The organism is Arachnia propionica (genome assembly GCF_037055325.1).
Taxonomy (GTDB): Bacteria; Actinomycetota; Actinomycetes; order Propionibacteriales; family Propionibacteriaceae; genus Arachnia.
Genome location: NZ_CP146373.1, coordinates 201,854 through 220,857, shown reverse-complemented (window position 1 = coordinate 220,857; position 19,004 = coordinate 201,854). Strand labels below are relative to the sequence as shown.

Annotated in this window: 14 protein-coding genes; 3 read left to right on the top strand and 11 right to left on the bottom strand. The window is 61.9% G+C overall.

Translation table 11 applies throughout. From position 1 onward, the window contains the following. Nucleotides 1–68 precede the first annotated feature (68 nt). Nucleotides 69–2,366: an ROK family protein gene (locus V7R84_RS00930; RefSeq protein WP_338571100.1), complete on the top strand. Its 2,298-nt coding sequence runs from the start codon at nt 69–71 to the stop codon at nt 2,364–2,366. A gap of 45 nt (nt 2,367–2,411) precedes the next feature. On the opposite strand, the gene V7R84_RS00925 is transcribed toward V7R84_RS00930, so the two are convergent. The 3 genes from V7R84_RS00925 to V7R84_RS00915 form a co-directional block, all read right to left on the bottom strand. Beyond that, complete coding sequence (locus V7R84_RS00925) at nt 2,412–3,773, bottom strand: hypothetical protein (protein ID WP_338571098.1); 1,362 nt, start codon at nt 3,771–3,773, stop codon at nt 2,412–2,414. Nucleotides 3,774–3,887: 114 nt separating this feature from the next. Continuing rightward, nucleotides 3,888–5,096, bottom strand: a complete 1,209-nt coding sequence (locus V7R84_RS00920; RefSeq protein ID WP_338571096.1) for a glycoside hydrolase family 36 protein — start codon at nt 5,094–5,096, stop codon at nt 3,888–3,890. A 360-nt stretch (nt 5,097–5,456) separates the two neighbouring features. Beyond that, nucleotides 5,457–5,609 (bottom strand): hypothetical protein, encoded by a 153-nt coding sequence (locus V7R84_RS00915; protein ID WP_338571094.1) that lies wholly within the window; start codon nt 5,607–5,609, stop codon nt 5,457–5,459. Between V7R84_RS00915 and V7R84_RS00910 the strand changes: the two genes are divergently transcribed. Beyond that, entirely contained in the window at nt 5,610–5,786 is a 177-nt protein-coding gene (locus V7R84_RS00910) for a hypothetical protein (RefSeq protein ID WP_338571093.1), read from the top strand. It begins immediately after the preceding gene. A gap of 258 nt (nt 5,787–6,044) precedes the next feature. Here the strand turns inward: V7R84_RS00910 and V7R84_RS00905 are convergent, their stop codons facing one another. Then, nucleotides 6,045–6,488, bottom strand: coding sequence for an excalibur calcium-binding domain-containing protein (locus V7R84_RS00905; RefSeq protein WP_338571092.1), 444 nt, complete (start codon nt 6,486–6,488; stop codon nt 6,045–6,047). A 442-nt stretch (nt 6,489–6,930) separates the two neighbouring features. On the opposite strand from V7R84_RS00905, the gene V7R84_RS00900 reads away from it, so the two are divergent. Beyond that, complete coding sequence (locus V7R84_RS00900) at nt 6,931–8,757, top strand: subtype A tannase (protein WP_338571091.1); 1,827 nt, start codon at nt 6,931–6,933, stop codon at nt 8,755–8,757. A gap of 78 nt (nt 8,758–8,835) precedes the next feature. On the opposite strand, the gene V7R84_RS00895 is transcribed toward V7R84_RS00900, so the two are convergent. The 7 genes from V7R84_RS00895 to V7R84_RS00865 are packed head-to-tail and all read right to left on the bottom strand — an operon-like array spanning nt 8,836 to nt 18,959. After that, nucleotides 8,836–9,816 (bottom strand): permease, encoded by a 981-nt coding sequence (locus tag V7R84_RS00895; protein WP_412728070.1) that lies wholly within the window; start codon nt 9,814–9,816, stop codon nt 8,836–8,838. Then, nucleotides 9,813–10,553: a TIGR03943 family putative permease subunit gene (locus V7R84_RS00890; RefSeq protein ID WP_338571088.1), complete on the bottom strand. Its 741-nt coding sequence runs from the start codon at nt 10,551–10,553 to the stop codon at nt 9,813–9,815. Before V7R84_RS00890 ends, V7R84_RS00895 begins: the two co-directional genes overlap by 4 nt. Before the next feature lie 6 nt (nt 10,554–10,559). Continuing rightward, the gene (locus V7R84_RS00885; protein WP_338571085.1) at nt 10,560–11,666 is read right to left on the bottom strand and encodes a hypothetical protein; all 1,107 of its coding nucleotides are present in this window, start codon (nt 11,664–11,666) and stop codon (nt 10,560–10,562) included. Between the two features lie 47 nt (nt 11,667–11,713). After that, a complete protein-coding gene (locus tag V7R84_RS00880) occupies nt 11,714–14,212 on the bottom strand; it encodes a glycoside hydrolase family 65 protein (protein WP_338571083.1) in 2,499 nt (832 codons plus the stop codon). Further along, nucleotides 14,212–14,925: a beta-phosphoglucomutase family hydrolase gene (locus V7R84_RS00875; protein WP_338571082.1), complete on the bottom strand. Its 714-nt coding sequence runs from the start codon at nt 14,923–14,925 to the stop codon at nt 14,212–14,214. The genes V7R84_RS00880 and V7R84_RS00875 overlap by 1 nt, the downstream gene beginning before the upstream one ends. A 10-nt stretch (nt 14,926–14,935) precedes the next feature. Continuing rightward, nucleotides 14,936–15,760: an Fpg/Nei family DNA glycosylase gene (locus tag V7R84_RS00870; protein ID WP_338571080.1), complete on the bottom strand. Its 825-nt coding sequence runs from the start codon at nt 15,758–15,760 to the stop codon at nt 14,936–14,938. A 4-nt stretch (nt 15,761–15,764) separates the two neighbouring features. Then, nucleotides 15,765–18,959, bottom strand: a complete 3,195-nt coding sequence (locus V7R84_RS00865; RefSeq protein WP_338571078.1) for a DEAD/DEAH box helicase — start codon at nt 18,957–18,959, stop codon at nt 15,765–15,767. Nucleotides 18,960–19,004 lie beyond the last annotated feature (45 nt).

The following is a 19,004-nucleotide window of genomic DNA, read 5'->3' as shown; positions in this document are numbered from 1 at the left end:
GCGCGATATCTCAGTAGGCTTGCATTGATCCCGACTTCCAACGTGAATGATGCGAAACGAGGCACCGGATGGAGATCAACTCCAACACCGAGGCGAGGGCCGAACGCGCGCAGAGAATACTTCAGGCCCTGCGCGCAAAAACCGAGACCACTCTCACGGAACTCACAAAAGCAACGAAGATCTCCCGACCCACCGTCGGCAACATCATCGCTGATCTGGAGTACTACGGAATCATCGCACAGCGTTCAACGAGCACGGGGGCAGGCCGGCCCGCAGCACTCTACGGTTTCGCTCCCCAGCACGGTTTCGTCGTCGCCCTCGATATCCAGCGGGACGTCTTGTCCACCACCATTGTCTCCCTGGCCGGCGACATCCTTCATGCCACCATCATTCCGATAGAGACCTTGGCGCGCGAGGAACGCCTGAATGTCATCTCACAGCATGTAAGAAAGGCTGTTGAAGCGTTGCGCATCCAGCATGGCAACCCGATCTGCGGATTCGCATCCACCACGGGAATCATCGACGGAGAAGGCACGGTGCTGCGCAGCTATCTCGTCCCTCAGTGGCAAGGAATCAATCTCGCCGAAGAACTCACGCACCGTTGCAGTTTTCCCTTCCGCGTCGACAACGACATCAACACCGCTGCCTACGGCGAGTTCATGATACGCGTGGCAGACGCGCGCTTGGATGCTCTCGACGGCATGCTCTTCTTCCGCCTGTTCGCAGGATTCAGAACAGGATTCGTCCTAAGAGGCGAGGTCCATCACGGACACAACTGGCATGCAGGAGAGGTCAACGACCGGCTCGACATGGATCTTCACGCCCGCACCATCCCGAATGATGAAACATCCGGTTGGGAACTGCGTGCGGCGACGACGATCGGGACGATCTGTTCTGTGATCGACCCGACGCTCATCGTCTTGTCCGCCGCCCCCGAAAGCTCCCCTCTTCCTCTTCTCCACGAACACCTCACAACCATGCGCCTGCCCACCGCACCTCGACTCAGAATCGAGGAAGCAGAACTGGGGCATGCTGCGGCATCACTCGGCGCAGTATCCCTCGCTCTCCGGGACGCCGAGAAATCCTTCCTGCGCGCCACAGGACCCGTTCCGATAGCCCCGAAGAGATTCGAGGACATGCTGGCTCTTCATCAGGATTGGGAGTCACAGCACGCCGCGCAATCCCGTCGAGTGGCCGTGGACATCACCGAACCTCTCAGGATCGGGGTCGTGGGTCTGGGGGCACGCTCGAAGCTTGCCACGCACGTCGAGACCGATCAGAACGGCGCCCGAATCGTTGCCGCCTGCGACCCCGATTCTGCAGCACGCATCCGATGTTCCGAGCTTCTGGGCAAGGATCCCGAAACCTTTCCCATCGTTAGTTCGGTACGTGAACTCATCGAGTTGGGACTGGGAGCGGCCTTCGTCACGTCTCCGGATGACACCCACTCGCACGTGACGGCAGAGCTACTGGAAGCAGGCATCCCCGTCTATTTAGAAAAGCCCATGGCAACCACCCTTGAATCGGCAACGAGAATTCTGACGATCGCATATGAGACCACAACACGTCTCCACGTTGGACACACCATGCGGCACACGCCATTCATACAACAGATGCGCGACCTGATACTCGAGGACGCAATCGGAGAGGTGAAGGCCATCTGGTGTCGACATTTCATCGGACATGATGGATACCCCTACGCCAAGGACCGGCACATCGATCAGCGACAGCCAAACGACTTATCACTACAGAAGGCGATTGATGATCTCGAGGCGATGCATTGGTTGACGGGCTCACACACTCGCAATGTTGTCGGCATGGGCGAACCACTGATTCACGAGAAAGAGCGGGAAAACACCCAGGTGACGGCCCCACTATTCTCGCTTGAAAATCGATCGAAAGAGAGGCAGGTAAGCTTCAAAGACATCGTGGACGTCAAGTATGTATCCATGCTCATGGCCCGAATGGAGTCGGGCGCCCTCATTTCCTATCAGCAGTGCCATTTCACACCCGATGACCGGCTGAGCTACACCGTAATCGGCTCCCGGGGAAGCATAGAAAGTTTTAGCAATAGCGAAAATAGAGTCATCCGCCTGCGAACCGACCGCAGCCCCTACGATGAAAAACGAAATCGCGAAATAGTCGTACAAGATGGCGACGAAGACGCGGACTCCTTGGCCGTTGCCGATTTTCTTCGCTTCGCACGCACCGGAGCCCCCACAAAGACATCCCCCCTGGACGCCTGGCAAGCCGTTGCAACAGTCATCCAGGCAACAGACTCCCTGCGTGATGAATCACAGTCGCGCCACATTCCTTCACTTCCGACAAAACTTGTCGAATATTTCAGCAACAATCAAAAAAACTAAGATCCACAACATTCAAGTGCGCAGAGAGCTCCCCTGGATTTCTTTTCATCGTCGGCGCAGCAACGAGTAGGCCGCACCTCCCCCACCGAGCAGCACAAGCGCGCTTCCACTTACCAATAACCCCCAGCGCCAGTCGCTGGCACCAGACTGGCCAGGCCCTTCCACCTGAGGAGGGGTCGGCGACACCGTACTGACAGGCTCCCCGGATACATCACCAGAAACCTTGATCGAGAATTTGAATTTGACAGGTTTTCCTCCCAAGGAGCTCTGATCCCCAAGGGAAAGTGCATAATAATAGTATCCCCCCACCGAGAAGCCCAGGCTTTGATCGTCAAACATTCGAGGGGAATCCCACCGGTTACGGTACCTCACCTCAGGAACCTCATTGATTATTGGGACGTTGGTCGTCACCATCTCGTTCCCTATGACCTTAAAGCTGTAAGGCCCCATCAGTTCCTGCGAATTCATTCGGCTGAGATCCGGAGCATAGATTGCAGGAATGTATGTACCATAAGCGCTTTCATCACCCTGGAGAACCGCCGCATCAGGATCAATGCCATCCAACGAGAAGAAAGCACTCTGACCGTATTTTATCTGGGTTTTGAAAACAACTATCTCTCCCGGCAAGATCTCGGTAACATAAGTCCCGGCACCCACCTCAAAAGCATCATTGAAACTGGATCCACCAACCACGGATTCAGGTTCTCCAGAAGCAGGTGAGCTGAGCTGTTTGGAATTGTTTTTGGGAACCTTCTTCAAACCGGGAGGAAGCTGATCAATATTCTCCACGGGGGGTTCTTCAAGCACCCGGATCTCCACCTGGGTTTCCCCACCGATGCCGGCGCCACGCCCCACCTTGACCAAAAACTCATCGGCTTTCCCACATGTCACGACATCGGCACTCGATTGTGAAGCGTTGGGATCCAGAGGCAGCGCCAGCAGGGTACGTCCGACCACTATGCCCATGCTGCCGGTATCCAGGGCAAGATCGTTGTACCGGGAACACGTCACGCCGCCATCAACGGTCGTGAGTTCGTATTCCCAATCACCGCGGCCCGCCGACCCACCCTGGTCGGTCACGCTCATACGTCCCAGAACATTCACTCGCAAGGTGGACCCCTGCCAGGTCCGTTTCACCTTGTAATATTTCTCGCTCTTCCCGCTACTAGTGACCGTTGAAACGTCCGTATACTGGCCAGGGGCCAGCAGCGGCGCGTCCTCCTGTTTGGTGGCGCCTTGAACCGGAGTGCCGGCGACGGTGAAATCCCGCTCCACATACTCGACGACTCGCTGGGGAGCAGGCCCCACCGCCATGCTGTCCGCCCGAACAACGGGCAACCCGACGCAGCACGGGGATACCAGCAGCAGGGCACCACAAACGGCCATCACGCGACCCACGAACTTCATCCGCCCACCTCCGGCATTCACAACAACAGATCCATAGTTCACCATCCCACAAGGTATGGTCTCGAGGTATCGCACACTCACGTTCACAACCGGGACGCATCCCCGCGCAGCTCTTCAGAGCACGTACGGACTGGACGTGGCTCTGACAGCATGTTCAAGATCCACGTCGCGTTCACCGATCCGGAACCGGTAGCGACCGAGCCTCTCCGTCTCGGGCAGCGGCCCGAGGTAATTCCGCAACATCTCCTTCTCCTCCTTGGTGAGCCAGTCCGGGGGATCAGACAAGACCCGGAAACCTGACAACACGGCACTGTCACGCAACCACTGGCACTGCTCCGGAGTCAACAGATTGCGCGTACCACGTGCAAACACCACATCGGGGTCGAGTCCCACCAGGTGACGCATCCACATCCGCTCAACACTGTTGCGCAATGCATTGTGGGCGAGTGCATCCGACGGGTCCCGAGTGGCGTAGTTGGTCCACATCGGTGCCACGTCCGGGCTCGTACGCACCGCGTTCAGGATTCCCAACGATGGCATCATGAGCGCCCCGGATCCCAGAAGATATGCCGAGTCACCCGCTGCTTCTCGAACGGCGGTGATGGCCCTGCGATAGATGGTCTCGCGATCCATTTCCCTGCTGTGGGATCCGGCTGCGGCAGCCGCCTGGAGAAAATCCAGTTTCAGATAGGTGAACCCCCACGTCGACACCACGACATTGATCAATTCGGCAAGCAGGTCGCAGGCGTCTTCTCTGGTGTAGTCATAGACGAAGTAGTTGCCGCCCCAGTTGCTGCCCGCCGGGGCCAGTTCCCCTACCGCGTCGCGAAGCAGCATGTCGCGATGCTTCTCGAACGCCTCGGAGCCCGGCATCACGATGAACGGCGCCAGCCACAGCCCGGGACGCAGCCCCTGAGCCTCGGCGACGCGGGCGAGATCCGGCATTCCCTCCGGAAATCTGTCGTTTGCCTCCCAGTCCCCGACGGCCCGTTCCCAGCCGTCGTCAACCTGGATGGTGTCAAATCCGAGGCCGGGAAGCTCCACCATGATCTCGTCCAGCCTGCTGCGTGAAACGTTCTCGTAGAGTGAGTACCACGAGGACCAAATCTTTCCGGGGTCCTCATCACGGACTCCGTAGCGGCTGGCAAGTAGTTCCCGGTACCGCGAGAAGGCCGCCATCTCCTCACCCTCGATGAGCACCCAGCTGCCTTTGCATCCGGTTTCGGTCCATCCCACGAGAACGTCCAGGTCAGCATGCAGACGCGGCGTATCCGCTTCCAACGCCCCCAACAGAGTCGTTGTCGAACCTGCGGAGAGCGCCATGACCCAGGAGGAGTGATGCCTTCTCGGATCATCCCATGTCGTATCATCGGCCGTACGGCGTCGCTCGGAGTTTGCAATACGAAGTGGCTCATCCGACAGGAGCCGCCACCCAGCAGGCGACCACGAGTTCTGTCCAGTTCTGTAGACCTCTGCCGAAGACTGGAATCCGTGCAGGAGTGCTACCCGGGAAGCATGGAAGTAGGTTTCGCTGACGTCATCGTTGCCCGGTGGAACCCACTCGGGTGCTTCAACGGGTTGAGTGTGCATTTCTCTCCACGTGTGTTGGGCGGCGGGCATCGACCCCGTCTGGTGATGGTGACATGTCACCCGCTAGCGCCCTGGCTCGCTCGGCGACGATTTTCACCCTCCTATGTTGACGCGACCCATGTACCCACGAGAGTAGTCCCCCACACGATTCGGAACACGAACCCGGTCCACCAGCGCGACGCTCATCCCCGCCGCCCTCCCACCCAGCGGCCTCTCCGGAACCACCGCCAGGTGATCGTTGGGCATGTGAGAGTCCAGGATGGCACCCGGTCCGAGAGTCTGACCGGATTCATCGACGCCGCGGCCGTGATCATCTACCGGAACGAGACGAAACAAATCGATGGTGCGCGTCTACTGATAGCGGGTGACGAGCACGAACCGCGTCTCGACGTGCCACGTGAAGACCCTGAAGAGCTTCGGTGAGGTCGCAAGGATCGATGGCGTCGTGCCGGATGGGATCGTCAAGGTTCTGTGGGGTTACGAAGCCGGGCAGGCCGGGATGAGCGGCATCTTCGGTTTGTCCATCGATGCCTGCGTGCCCACCCTCGCACGTCGAGGTGGCCACGCCCCGAACCGAGGTTGCACGATGTGGTGCATCATCTCAAAGCCCACCGCAGAGAAAATCTGGCGGCGAAAGCAATTGGGTGAGATTAAATCTCCCCTTCGACACCCCATTTTCCTCTACTTTTCGCAGGCGATTCCATCACCATCGCGGTCCAGTTTCGAACTGTACCCGGGGTCACCCTCACGCAGTGGGGCAGCTCCTGCCTCCTTGGCCTCCTTACACGAGCTGTAGTAAACGCTTTTTTGAGGATTCGCGTTCCCAAGGTCGCCCGTTGATTTCACCTGCCTCTCGGCGGTGGGAGCGGATGCAGGTTTCGCGGTTTCCGTCACCGCAATCGTCTCAGTTGCTGTGGCAATGGCAGTTTCCGTTGCTACAACGGTCTCCGTGACAGTGGCCATGATGGTCTCCACCACAGGCGACGGGGTCACTGAGATGGTTGTGTATGAAACCGGTGCCGCTACTTGTGTCTTGTTTCCTGCCATTCCACTCCCAAGACCGATGCCCACGAAACCTGCCATTGCGGCAGCTCCCCAGCGCGTCTTGTACCACGTGGTTTTCATGTCGCTCATCCCCCTCTTGAAATCTCAAGTGAACGACCTTCGTCGGCAATATATGCCACGCCCCGAGGGGTTGGCATCTTTCACTCATTCGGTTCGTCCGTTCAGCCCTGGGGTGAATTCAGGCTCCGAAGGGGATTTCCCGACAGCAGCATGTCGCATGGATCTCTTGTGCGTCTTTCCGGGGTGATCAAACTTCTTGGGCATGGCGGAAACCGGGGTTCGCATCATTACGTTTTTTCTCCTCGAACCGGTTTCCTGTCCATGCCCATTCCTGGGTTTTCCTCGACCCGGACAGGTGCCCTGCGGGCGAGCCCCGCAGGTGCCGTACGCAGGTATACGAGCCATCAGCGGTTCCCACAGGAGCTGCACAGGATTTCGTCACGGATTCCACAGGACCGGTTAGTTGTGTTCTTCATGCAACCTCATATCCCAGGAGCCAATCATGGATCTCAGTCGTCGTTCCCTACTCACGTCAGCCGTCGCCTTCAGTCTTTTCGGTGGCCTCGGGTTGACCGCCTGCGCCAGCAGAACCTCCGGCAGCACGGCCTCCTCCACCGGTGTTTCAGGGACAGCGGCGACGGGAGCCCTGGCGTTGAACAGTGCCGACTGGAGTCACGATGCCATAAACGACGTCTATTACCAGATCGGTTTGAGCTACGTCACATCCCCGGCTGCTCCCGATTACGAGACTCTCGGGATCTACGTGCCGGGCGCCTATTTCACCGGCACCGACAACGGCGACGGCGCCTACGAGGTGACGGTCAACGCCTCGGGCAGCATCAACGGTTTTACCCCGGCCACTGCGCCCATCGTACTGCCGGTCAACACCCCCGGCTACGCCTCCCAGAAACCACCCACCCAGTACTCCTACGAATCGATCTCGGAGTACATGGCGGCCGGTTTCATCTACGTCCACGCGGGCCTGCGCGGCAAGGACTCGAATGCCGATTCCTACGTTGGTAACGCCCCGTGGGGGGTCACCGATCTCAAGGCAGCGGTGCGTTACCTGCGTTACAACTCGGCTTCACTGCCGGGCTCAATGGACAGGATCTTCGTGTTCGGACACAGCGGTGGCGGCGCGCAGAGCTCAGTGATGGGCACCTCTGGCGACTCGCCGCTCTACACCACGTATCTGGAGCATCTCGGTGCGGCCATGACATTCAGCGACGGTACAGCCATCAGCGACGCGATCGCGGGTGTGATGGCGTGGTGCCCCATCACCAGCCTGAACGTCGGCAACGCCGCCTACGAGTGGAACATGGGTCAGTTCGCCAGCAGCGGGACACGCGCAGAAGGCACCTGGACCGCCGCATACAGCAAGGACCTAGCTGCGGCGTTCGCGGAGACCGTCAACGGACTTGGTCTAACCGATTCGAAGGGCACCGCGTTGAAGCTGGAACGAAACAGCGAGGGCGTGTACCTGGCAGGCAGCTACTACGATCATGTGGTGGCCGAGATCACCACGTCCCTGAACAACTTCCTGGCCGACACCACTTTCCCCTACACCCCCAGCTCCCGTCAGATTGCGGGCATGGAACCTGGCAGCGGAGGCGGCGGCCCTTCCGGTCAGGGCGCTACTCCCCCATCCGGCGAGGCCCCCGGAGGGCAGAATCCGGGTGGTGAATCGTCCGGCTCGTCGACCACCTACGCCACGGTGGAGGAGTACATCGCCTACCTGAACGGCGAAAACCCGTGGGTCACCTACGATTCGGCCAGCAACACCGCGACCATCACCGGTCTGCAGGGTTTCGTCACCAGTCAGAAGAATCCCAGCAAGGACGTCGGTGCTTTCGACGCACCGGATCGCAGTGCCACCGAGAACATCGTGATGGGCAAGGGCACACAGGGACTTCATTTCTCAAAGCTGTCTCGCGATGTGCTGGCTGCCAACGAGTCCACCTATTCGTCGCTGACCGGTTGGTCCGGCGACTACGCGGCCTCCATGTGGGAGACCGATTTCGCCACCACCGACGAAGTCGGGGGCGATGTGGTCTCCCGCGAGCAGATGTACGAACCCCTCTACTACCTGCTGAAATCGCAAGGTGGGCAGAGCAGTTCGCGGGTGGCCCCGAATTGGCGCATCCGCAGCGGTATCACCCAGGGGGATGCGGCCAGCACCGTCGAGATCAACCTAGCGTTGGCCCTCCAGGCCCTCGGGGGCACGAAGGTGGACTTCGCGACGGTATGGGGGCAGGGCCACACGATGGCCGAACGTAGCGGCGACGCCACCGCCAATTTCATCTCCTGGGTGAAGGATGCATCATCCTGACCACGAAGGAAGCCCGCGGAGGCTGAGCAAGGCCGCCTGCGGGCCGACATGCTCGACTCCGACGCGGACGCTACCTCGTCAGAAGGTTCCAAACATCACGGCACCGACCACGACCGCCGACCAGATGCACACGAACAGTGTCAGGGGCATGAAACGGGTTGCGAACTTCGCTCCGAAAGCACCGGACTGCATGGCGAACAGTTTCACATCCACCATCGGACCGACCACGAGAAACACCAACTGGGCGGTCGGGGAAACCCCAGGCAGGGATGCGGCAACGAAGGCATCCGCCTCGGAACACAGCGACAGCAGCACCGCCAGCAATGCCATGACCACAATCCCGAGCCACAGATTCTCGGTCAGGAAAGTCATGAAAGCAGCAGGCACCGCCGCCTTCATGAGCGCCGCCACGGCGGCTCCGACAACCAAGAAACCACCCGCCTGTTGCAGATCATGCATCGCGGTCTCACGGAAGATCGCTGCCCTGGACTGGTGATCGTGGTCGTGTCCTTCCTGAGGTTTCATCCACTCGGCCTTGCCGACTCCGATCCACAGCCAGCACACCGCGATCACCGCCACGAGGGATGCGATCAATCGGGCCCAGACCATCAGCGGATTGCTGCTGGCAAAGGCGACGGCCGTGGCGACGAGCACCACCGGGTTGACGGCTGGTGCAGCGAGCAGAAAAGCAAGGGCGGCGCCCTGAGGAAGTCCCCTGCGCATCAAGGACTGTGACACCGGCACCGACGCGCACTCGCAGCCCGGCAGCACCATACCCGCGACACTCGCGGCGGGCACCGCGAGCAGCGGGGATTTCGGCGTGATCTTGGACAGCAGGTCCTTCGGGACGAAGGCGGCGATGAGCCCCGACACCAACACCCCGAGCACCAGGAACGGCAGCGCCTGAACAATGATGCCCATGGTGAGAGTGCCCCACGTGGCCATGCTGCCGTCCAGAGGCAGGAGTGGACCACGGATGGTGGTCACCCAGAGAAGAGCGATGACAATGGCGACACCGATGAAGGGCAGCGCCCAGACCCGGACGATGGTGCTTCTCACAGGTAGGGGTCCTCCGGTTGCTGGATCACCTTTACCCTGGATGCGGTCAGCACGGGGTGTTCCTCACTGGCGTCGAGGTTGATGACTCCTTCGACCTCAACCCAAACGTTGTCCCCCTCCGGTCTTGCGACGCCCTCGACAGGGACGGTGAACAGGGATGCGTCGGCAACGCAGCAGTAGATGCGGAACCGGTTCACGCTCCACTGCCCTTCTGAGAGGGTCGATTGCTTGGCAACGAAACCGAGCAGCCGCACAGGTCGTTCTACGAGCAGTTTCGGATCCCCGAAGGCGTAGCGATCCTCGAAGTCCTGCACGGACATCTCGGTGACGGAGTCCGCCGGCAGCGGGGGAAATTCAATCAGGTCGGATGAGGAGGACCTGGGTTTCGTCGCGGTGCTGCTGGCTGCACTCGCCCCCAGCGATGCAGGAGCCGAGAGCGCGAACAGCAGGGCGGGTAGAAGCAGGAGCACCACGGATTTCGGAAACCCGTGTTCGTGGGTGTCGCGTTTCAGGCCGGCGATTTTGTCAGTGGCATCGAGCAGGGTCCACAGCGATAAAGCGCCCATCGCGATCGCCGATGCCAGCAGCCATGGGCCAAGCCACTCCTGGAGGTAGTTGCGGAAGCTGCCGGAGATCGCCATGGTGAAAACGATGGTGGCGAGCAGCAGCACCAGAGTCGCTCCCATGACCTGCCCCAGGATGCGCGGGGGCCGGTCGACATCTCGCGTGGTGTCCATATCCATTCAGCCTAGCGGGGAACCCAACAGCAGCCACGCGACGGCCTCGGGATCGGGTTCTGTGGACACTACGCACCGTAGTCGCGCCTCGGCGTTCCGCAGCCCTATTTCACGTCCCTGGTGGGCCGGAGAATCGGGATTCCCTGCAAGTCTGAACCGAGCAAGCGTCACGTCACGGGCGGTGACATCAACCCGGGCAGAACCGGGATGCGACATCGGTTCGACAGTGTCGATCGGTCCCCCAGCGGCCAGCGCTTCCTCTACACTGAACCCGTTGGCGGCTTCCTGCACCTCGTCCTGGATTGGCAGGTCGGTGATCTGGACGGCGCGCATGCCAGCCAGCACACTCCAAAGGCCCGGTGTTTCCAGGCAGCTACCCAGGGCCAGATCAAGCCGATCCAGGAGCCCTTCCCGCTCCTCCAGGCCCGGTTGGGCAAGCAGCCATGTGAGCAGCCAGGCCTCCAGGTCGGGGCGGTTTCCCGCTCGCCCCAGCGCTTTCGGAACCAACTGCTCCAGGGGCAGATACCAGCCAATCTCCACAAAACTGACGCCGTTGGAGCCGTGGATAGCGAGTTCGTGACAACCAACGGGGCCGCGAACCGCGCTGCCCTCGTCGATGGTTTCGATGCTGATACCGTTTCCCGTGCACGCGACGTCCAAGTCCGGCACCTCGATAGCCTCGCCCTCCGGGAGATAGCGCTGCGGAGGCAGCCAGGTGGGCAGGGACGGGATCTCGTGTTCGGGGTACAACCGCCAACGCGACCACACCCGCCGCCCTGGAACCAGTCCGCTGCTTTTCCCGAGAACCCGGGCGACGTGCCCCTCAGGGACATCTCCGCCCTCGCCGCACCAACCGCTGAGCATCACCCAGGCGGCGCCATCCAGCAGCATCCGGCCTGTCGCTCCGGCAAGCCAACCGACCGCACAGCCCTCGACGATGAACCGGAAACCCTGTGTCTCAACAACGGATTCCCCAAGGCCCTGGAGGGAGAATTCCAGGGCCTCGCGTTTCCCGGCCCGGAAACGCACCTCTGCCAGCAGGCTGCTGGATTCAAATACCCAGCATCCGGGTTCTTCGGAAGGAAGTGGCGTGCATCCCTCGGGCGCCTCCACCCGAACCGTTCCGGCCCCGGTAGAAATGGTGATGACTCGTTCCGGGTTCAGTCGACCACCGCCAGATCCTGGTCGTAGGGCGCCTCGGGCACGTTCGCGGTGATGACGGACCCGTCGGCACGACGCCCGCCCGTAACAGGATGGCGTCCCGTCAGCGACGGCAACTCCTCGCCCTGGTGCTCCAGGGGAATCCGGGTCGGCGTGCCAGGCTGGATGACGAGCCGCTGCCCCCGCACATTGACCTCCAGCGGTCCGCCGGTCTCCACTTCGAAAGAGATGGCCTCGCGTTCCAACAGCACCCTCAACCGCGACTCGCGGACCTGGAGGGGGAAACGCAGGTACTCCCATTCTCGCGGCAGCCGTGGGTCGAAGCTGATATCACCGTGGTAATCGCGCAAACCGCCGAAACCAAACACCAACGCATTCCACACACCACCGGTGGACGCGATGTGAACACCGTCGCGAGAGTTGGCATGAAGATCCGCCAGGTCCACGTAGAGTCCTGTCAGGAAGTACTGCATCGCCATGTCCTGGTAGCCGACCTCGGCGGCAATCACCGACTGCACCACCCCAGAAAGGGTGGAGTCACCCGTGGTGATCGGGTCGTAGTACTCGAAGTCGGCGCGTTTCTGTTCCTGGGTGAACTGATCGCCCTGGAGGAACAACGCCAACACCACGTCGGCCTGTTTGAGCACCTGGAAGCGGTAGATCACCAGGGGATGGAAGTGCAGCAGCAGCGGGAACTTGTCGGCTGGGGTGTTCTCCAGGTCCCACAGCTCGCTGAAGAGGAATTTCTCGTCCTGAGGATGGATGCCAAAGGTCTCGTCGAAGGGGATGACCATGCCCTTGGCACAGGCCCGCCATTCCTCGACTTCCTCCGGGGCGACGTCCAGGGTCTGGACCAGACGGTCCCAGCAGAGCGGATCGGCCTCCTCGAGTTCCTGCACCAGCTCAGCGGCGAGTTTCAGGTTGGCACGCGCCATCACGTTGGTGAACATGTTGTTGTTCACAACGGCCGTGTACTCATCGGGCCCGGTCACGCCGTGGATGTGGAATCGCTGCGACCCATCGGCCTCGGTGCGCCAGAATCCCAGGTCCGCCCACATCCGCGCCGTCTCCACCAGCACGGCGGCACCGTCGCGATACAGGAAGTCCACGTCCCCGGTGATCTCACGGTACTTCCCGAAGGCGTGCGCAATGTCGGCGTCGATGTGATACTGCGCGGTTCCCGCCGCGTAGTAGGCAGAAGCCTCCTCACCGTTGATAGTGCGCCACGGGAACAGCGCTCCCTCTTGGCTGAGCATCTGGGCACGTTCTCTGGCCTTCGGCAACAGACCGACCCGGTAGCGCAGGGCGTTGCGTGCGACCCGGGGAGCCGTGTAGGTCAGGAAGGGCACCAGGTAGATCTCGGTGTCCCAGAAATAGTGTCCCTCATAACCGGAACCGGTCACCCCTTTGGCGGGGATTCCGAGCTGATCCGAGCGAGCCGTTGCCTGGGCCAGCTGGAACAGACACCAACGGACGGCCTGCTGAATGCCGGGTTGGCCACCCACCTCAACGTCCGAGTTGGCCCAGAAGTCGTCGAGCCAGGCGCGCTGTCCCTCGAAGAACGAATCAAAACCCCGCTCCCCCACGCGATCGAGGGTGCGGCGACAGCGGTCGTACAGCTCCGTGACGGGCACCCCGCGCGAGGTGTGATAGGCGACCGCCTTGCGGATAACGATCGGCACTCCCTCGCGTGCCTCGATGCGGTAAACCTGCTTGGCCTGATCCTCCTCGATGCGGGAGACCACCTCGTAGGTGTTCGCGGTCTCGAGAGTGTGTTCCGCGGTCACGCACAGCGTCATGTGGGAGTCGGTGGTCTCGTATCCGAGCGCCATTCGCTGGTCGTCGTGCCACTGGCCGCGCGGTTGCAGCACCCGACCGTCGAATTTGCCCGCGCGCCGTGGGTCGAAACCCTCCTCGTTCCTCGGCTGGCGGTAGTCGTCGAAACCATCCTGTCTGTTGACCACCTGGGAGCTGAGCACGATCGGCGCATCACCCTCCATCATGGTCAATTCGATTTCGAACAACGCCAAGTGCCGATCGGTGAAGCTGACCATGCGACGGGAACTCAGTTTCACCCGCTTGCCCGCCGGGGTTCGCCACACCAGGTCACGGGTCAGGCATCCCGCGCGGAAGTCAAGAGCGCGTTCGTAGTGGTCCAGGTCAGACTGCCCAAGGGTGAGGGGCTCGTCGTCAACGTAGATCTTGATGAGCTTCGCATCGGGTACGTTCACGATGGTCTGCCCCGTGCTTGCGAATCCGAAGGCCTCCTCAGCGTGCTTGATGGTCCAGGTCTCGTGAAAACCGTTGATGAAGGTGCCGTGCGAGTATGATTTGCGACCTTCCTCGGGGTTGCCGCGCATCCCCAGGTAGCCGTTCCCGATGGAGAACAGGGTCTCGGTGACGCCCAGGTCATCAAGGCTGGGTTCCACCTCGACAAAACGCCAGTCGTCGACGGGGAAACGGAAACGGTTCAGCGGGTCGGAAGAGATCCAGCGCATCAGGCCACCAGCTCCCCGAGGTCAGCGACCACCAGGCCCGCGCCGGATCGGCGCAGGGCATCGGGACCGACACCCCGGTCAACCCCGACGACGAGCCCGAACCCACCTGCAGCACCGGCCATCACACCGGACAGAGCGTCCTCGATCACGACGGTCCGAGAGGGTGGCACCTGCAGCTGCTCGGCCGCGTAGTGGAAGGTGTCAGGGGCGGGTTTGCCGGCCAGCTGTTGTTCCTTCGCGACGTTCCCGTCGACGATCACAGGAAAGGCTTCCGCCAGGCCCGCGGCGCGCAGAACCGGTACCGCGTTGCGTGAGGAGGAGACCACGGCCAGTTTCGCGCCCCGCTTTCGAAGCACATCGATGAGCGCCTTGGAGCCGGGATAGGGAGCGACACCGTCGCGGCGGATGATCTCGTTAAAGGTGTCATTCTTGCGATTGCCCAATCCGCAGATGCTCTGCGTCGTCGCGGCGTCCCCGGGGTCACCCTCGGGCAGTTCGATTCCACGGGATGCGAGGAAGTCACGGACACCGTCGTAGCGGGGTTTTCCATCCACATGAGCGAAGTAGTCGGCATCGGTCCACGGTTCCTGGCCGGGGAAACCGACGAGAAAAGCGTTGAACATCTCGCCCCAGGCCTTCATGTGGACTTCAGCGGTGGGAGTTATGACCCCGTCCAGGTCGAAGAGGTAGGCGTCGAAGGCGCTGAAATGCATGTCGCACACATTAGTCGGAAGCGCGGCGGGATCGCTGACATCTTGAGCACCAGTAGAGGTTTCGCCCCTCCAGCACGGTGGTGCGCACCTCGGTTCCGCACACCAGGCAGGGTTGTCCGGAACGCCGGTACACGTAAACCTCACCACCGTGGGCATTCACTCTGGGAGGTCGCTTCTGGACCTCGGGTCCGTGTTCCTCGGCAACGGTATCGATGCGACCGCGTTCCAGGGCCACCGTCATCAAATCCACCAGATCCTCCCACAGCACCTTCCAGGTGGCCTCGGTGATCTCTTTGCCCGGGGTGGTGGGATCGATGCCGTGCCGAAACAGCACCTCGGCGCGGAAGATGTTCCCCACTCCGGCGGCGACCCGTTGATCCATCAGCAGTGCGGCGATGGATTTTCCCGATCTGTGGATCCTCGTCCATCCACGGTCGGGGTCGGCGTCGCCACGCAATGGGTCGGGGCCGGAGTCCGCGAGAACTTTCCGGTACTGCTCCTCGGTGATCAGCCGGCACCACTGCGGACCACGCAGGTCGGCGGCCCGGTTGTCGGCCACGATTCGAAGCCGCACCTGCCCGACAGGGTCGGCGACCGGGGCGAAACCAAGTTTTCCGATCAGTCCCAGATGAATGTGGATGCGATTGGCACCCGGGACGTCGAAGTTGATGAACAGATGCTTCCCGACGGCCTCGGCCCCGGTGAGAGTGTGCCCATCCAGGACGGCGGCCTCGTCGGCAAACCTACCCTGCGGGGAGCTGACCCTCACTTCACGATCCGCGAAGTCCTCCTGGAAGGTGTTGGCGAGACGGTGGATGACGTGTCCTTCGGGCATTGCCCTATTCCAGCAGACCTCGGATGTCGGAGGCGGTGATGGCCGTGCTGCGGAACTCCCCCGTGTCGATGACGGATGCGAAGAGATCGCGTTTGCGCTGCTGCAGGGCCACGACTTTTTCCTCGATCGTGTCTGCCGAAACCATGCGATAGACGTTGACCGCCCGGGTCTGGCCGATGCGGTGTGCCCGATCGACGGCCTGGTTCTCGGCGGCGGGATTCCACCACGGGTCCAGTACGAAGACGTAGTCGGCCTCGGTGAGGGTGAGTCCGAACCCACCGGCTTTCAGGGAGATCAGGAACACCGGGGCGTCACCTTCTCGGAACTGCGCGATGCGGGCGGGCCGATCACGGGTGCGTCCGTCGAGGTAGACGTATTCGATGCCTTCCGCCTCCAATGCCTCGCGAACCAATTTCAGAAACCCGGTGAAGGAGGAGAACACCAGCGCACGGTGCCCTTCCTCGGCCAGTTCACGGATCTGCTCCAGCAGGGTGGTGATCTTCGCCGATGGTGTGGGCGGCAGTTCCGTGTCCACCAGCCGGGGTTCTAGGGCGAGTTGCCGCAGTTTCGTCAGGGCACGGAAGATTGCCACCCGGTTCCGGTCCATGTCGTCGAGCATTCCAAGCACCCGGGTGCGTTCCCGCGTCAGGTGCTGGTCGTAGCGGCGTCGGTGTTCCGGGTTGAGTTCCAGCCGCGTGATCTGTTCCACCTTCTCGGGAAGTTCCCTGACAACCTCACGTTTGGTGCGACGCAGCATGAACGGGCGGATCCGAGCGCGCAGGCGCCCCAGGACATCGGTCTTGCCGTTCTTTTCCACCGGTTTGCGGTAAATCTCGTTGAAACTCTCCAGGCGCGGGAACAGCCCCGGTGCGACGAGCGAGAACATCGACCACAGGTCGCTGAGGGAATTCTCCAGCGGGGTTCCGGTGATGGCCAGGGTGAACGGGGCCCCGATGCGGCGCGCCACCTGATGGGTACGGGAGCGGTGGTTCTTGATGAACTGAGCTTCGTCCAGCACCAGGCCACGCCATGTCTGCTCCAGGTATGCCTCGTCCTCCATCCGAAGGAGGGTGTAGGAGGTGGCCACCAGGTGCGCGCCGCGGATCTCCTCGGCCAGTTCCGTGCCGCGCCTGGCCTGCGTGGCCCGGATGGCGACAACTTTCAGCCCGGGCACGAATCGGGCTGCTTCCTCCGCCCAGGTGCCGACGACGCTGGCGGGCGCCACGGCGAGCACCGGTGCGTCGTCAAGCTGACCGCGTTCCCGGGCGCGCTCCAGCAGTGCCAGGCATTGAAGAGTTTTCCCAAGCCCCATGTCGTCGGCTAGCACCCCACCAAGATTCGCGTCCCAGAGCGCGGCGAGCCACGCGAGCCCTTGTTCCTGGTAAGGACGCAGCATCGCATCCAGCCCTTCCGGAACCGAGGCACGTGCCTCACCTGAGCCGAGGCTCAGCAAAGTCTGCACGCGTTCCCGCCAACGCCGTGGCTGTTCCTCCACAACTCCCAGCCTCGCGAGTTCCTCCCACAGACCGGCTTGATAGGCGCTGATCCGCAACTGCCCGCCCGGGCCGGCATCCACGAGTTCCCGGGCCTCAATAAGGAGTTGCCGCAGTCGATCGAGTTCAGAGTGCTCCATCGGGAACCAGGTCCCATCATCCAGCAGCATCGCTTCATCCCCCGCAGCGAGCGCCCGGAAGAGCTGTTCGAAGGGCACGTCGCGACCGGCGACGGTAACCCGGACGTGGAGATTGAACCAGTCGTTGTCACCGGTATCCTCCGTGCCGACCGACAGCACCGGACCCTCAGTAGCACGCACGTATCCGGGAACCTCGCCGTTATGGGTGACGATGACTCCGGCGGCCTCCAGACGGGGCAGGATGTCGGTGACGAACCGGGCAGCATCGGCCCGGGTCACCGCAGCCTTCGGAATCAGTCGCTGCTGGCGCAGTTCACACAGGGCCGGATAGTCCCCGACCAGCCGGAGCGCGACTCCTTCAAGGGATCGCTCGGCCTCCCGGTCCCGGAAGGTCTCCTCCACGTGAGGCTGGAACGCGACATCGACGCTGGTTTCCCCAAAGACGTACTTGAAACCCCATTCGAGCAGCAACCGGTGACCGGGCTCGTGGGTCAGTCCCAGGGCGAGTTTCGGGTGTGGAAGGTCCTGCGGGTCCCACGTGCCCGGCGGGACGAGCCCCCTGTGCACCAGACCAGGCAGATACATCAGCTGGAACCGCCCGACATCCTGGGCCGGAATCGTGACTGCCAGATTCTTGTTGAACAATCCGCGGATCGCATCGGGCACCGTCCCGGCCAGTGGGTGCAGACGCAACCGGCCGCCCGCCCCCAGTTCCCCCACCCCGTGAGCCGGTTCCCCGATCAGGAATCGCCGACCGTCCGGGGGGATTGGGCCCAGATCCCCGGAGATCGTGAGTTGTCGCGATCCGTCATCTCGGAAATCGACATCCAGCCAGATCCTGACCGGTTCACATCCGACCTCCACGTCCTGGATTCCCTGGCCTGGGATCAGCTGAATTCCAGCGTCAACGGCCCGCCGCAGGAGCGACCAGCCCAGTGGGCCGAGATCGGCAAGGGAAACCGAGGCCGGGATGGCATGGGTGTACTGCTGGCGCCCCGTGAGCCTTGCCATCTGCAGCAGTGTTTCGCGCTGCACAGGCTCGTAGTTCACCCCCCGGTAGTTCGTGACGACGTCCAGCCAGCCGGCCTGGAATTTGACCCAGCCACGTGCCCCGAGCCGCAGGGGACGCAACGTCAGTCCGTTCGGCTGCTCCAGTGGACCGTCGATTCGAAACTCCAGGCCGAGTTCAATGGTCCTGTCCTCGCTCCCGGTTGCGGGCAGCAGTCCGGCCAGCGCGTTTTCCCAGGAGGACACCGGGGAAACGGTCTCCATCGCCGATTCCCGCGCGGCCAGCAACACCGCCACGGCGTGTTTGCACCTCATCCTCATCGGACACGAGCAGGTGCTGTTGACCCCCTGCTGGTCGTGGTGAAGGAACGTCCGGTACACCTTCTTTCCTGTTCCCCTCACCACTGCTTCGATGGAGCCGGTGCGGTTCGTGGAGTACCTCAGGACGTGCCCGGCGGCCTCGTAGGAACGTCCCCGCAGGAACGTGGCATCGCCCCAGGAAGCTCGGATGGCCTCGTCGCTGATTTTCGCAACCCAGGCTGTGGAGTGGGGACCCATGCCGCCCCACCCTAATGCGTTCCTACACTGTTCCCATGAACAATC

Excerpts from the sequence above, each read along its gene's own strand:
- V7R84_RS00890 (WP_338571088.1), bottom strand. The coding sequence starts at position 10,553 with ATGGACACCACGCGAGATGTCGACCGGCCCCCGCGCATCCTGGGGCAG.
- V7R84_RS00925 (WP_338571098.1), bottom strand. The coding sequence starts at position 3,773 with ATGAAGTTCGTGGGTCGCGTGATGGCCGTTTGTGGTGCCCTGCTGCTG.
- V7R84_RS00915 (WP_338571094.1), bottom strand. The coding sequence starts at position 5,609 with ATGCCCAACGATCACCTGGCGGTGGTTCCGGAGAGGCCGCTGGGTGGG.
- V7R84_RS00900 (WP_338571091.1), top strand. The coding sequence starts at position 6,931 with ATGGATCTCAGTCGTCGTTCCCTACTCACGTCAGCCGTCGCCTTCAGT.
- V7R84_RS00870 (WP_338571080.1), bottom strand. The coding sequence starts at position 15,760 with ATGCCCGAAGGACACGTCATCCACCGTCTCGCCAACACCTTCCAGGAG.
- V7R84_RS00865 (WP_338571078.1), bottom strand. The coding sequence starts at position 18,959 with ATGGGTCCCCACTCCACAGCCTGGGTTGCGAAAATCAGCGACGAGGCC.
- V7R84_RS00920 (WP_338571096.1), bottom strand. The coding sequence starts at position 5,096 with ATGGCGCTCTCCGCAGGTTCGACAACGACTCTGTTGGGGGCGTTGGAA.
- V7R84_RS00930 (WP_338571100.1), top strand. The coding sequence starts at position 69 with ATGGAGATCAACTCCAACACCGAGGCGAGGGCCGAACGCGCGCAGAGA.
- V7R84_RS00905 (WP_338571092.1), bottom strand. The coding sequence starts at position 6,488 with ATGAAAACCACGTGGTACAAGACGCGCTGGGGAGCTGCCGCAATGGCA.
- V7R84_RS00880 (WP_338571083.1), bottom strand. The coding sequence starts at position 14,212 with ATGCGCTGGATCTCTTCCGACCCGCTGAACCGTTTCCGTTTCCCCGTC.
- V7R84_RS00875 (WP_338571082.1), bottom strand. The coding sequence starts at position 14,925 with ATGCATTTCAGCGCCTTCGACGCCTACCTCTTCGACCTGGACGGGGTC.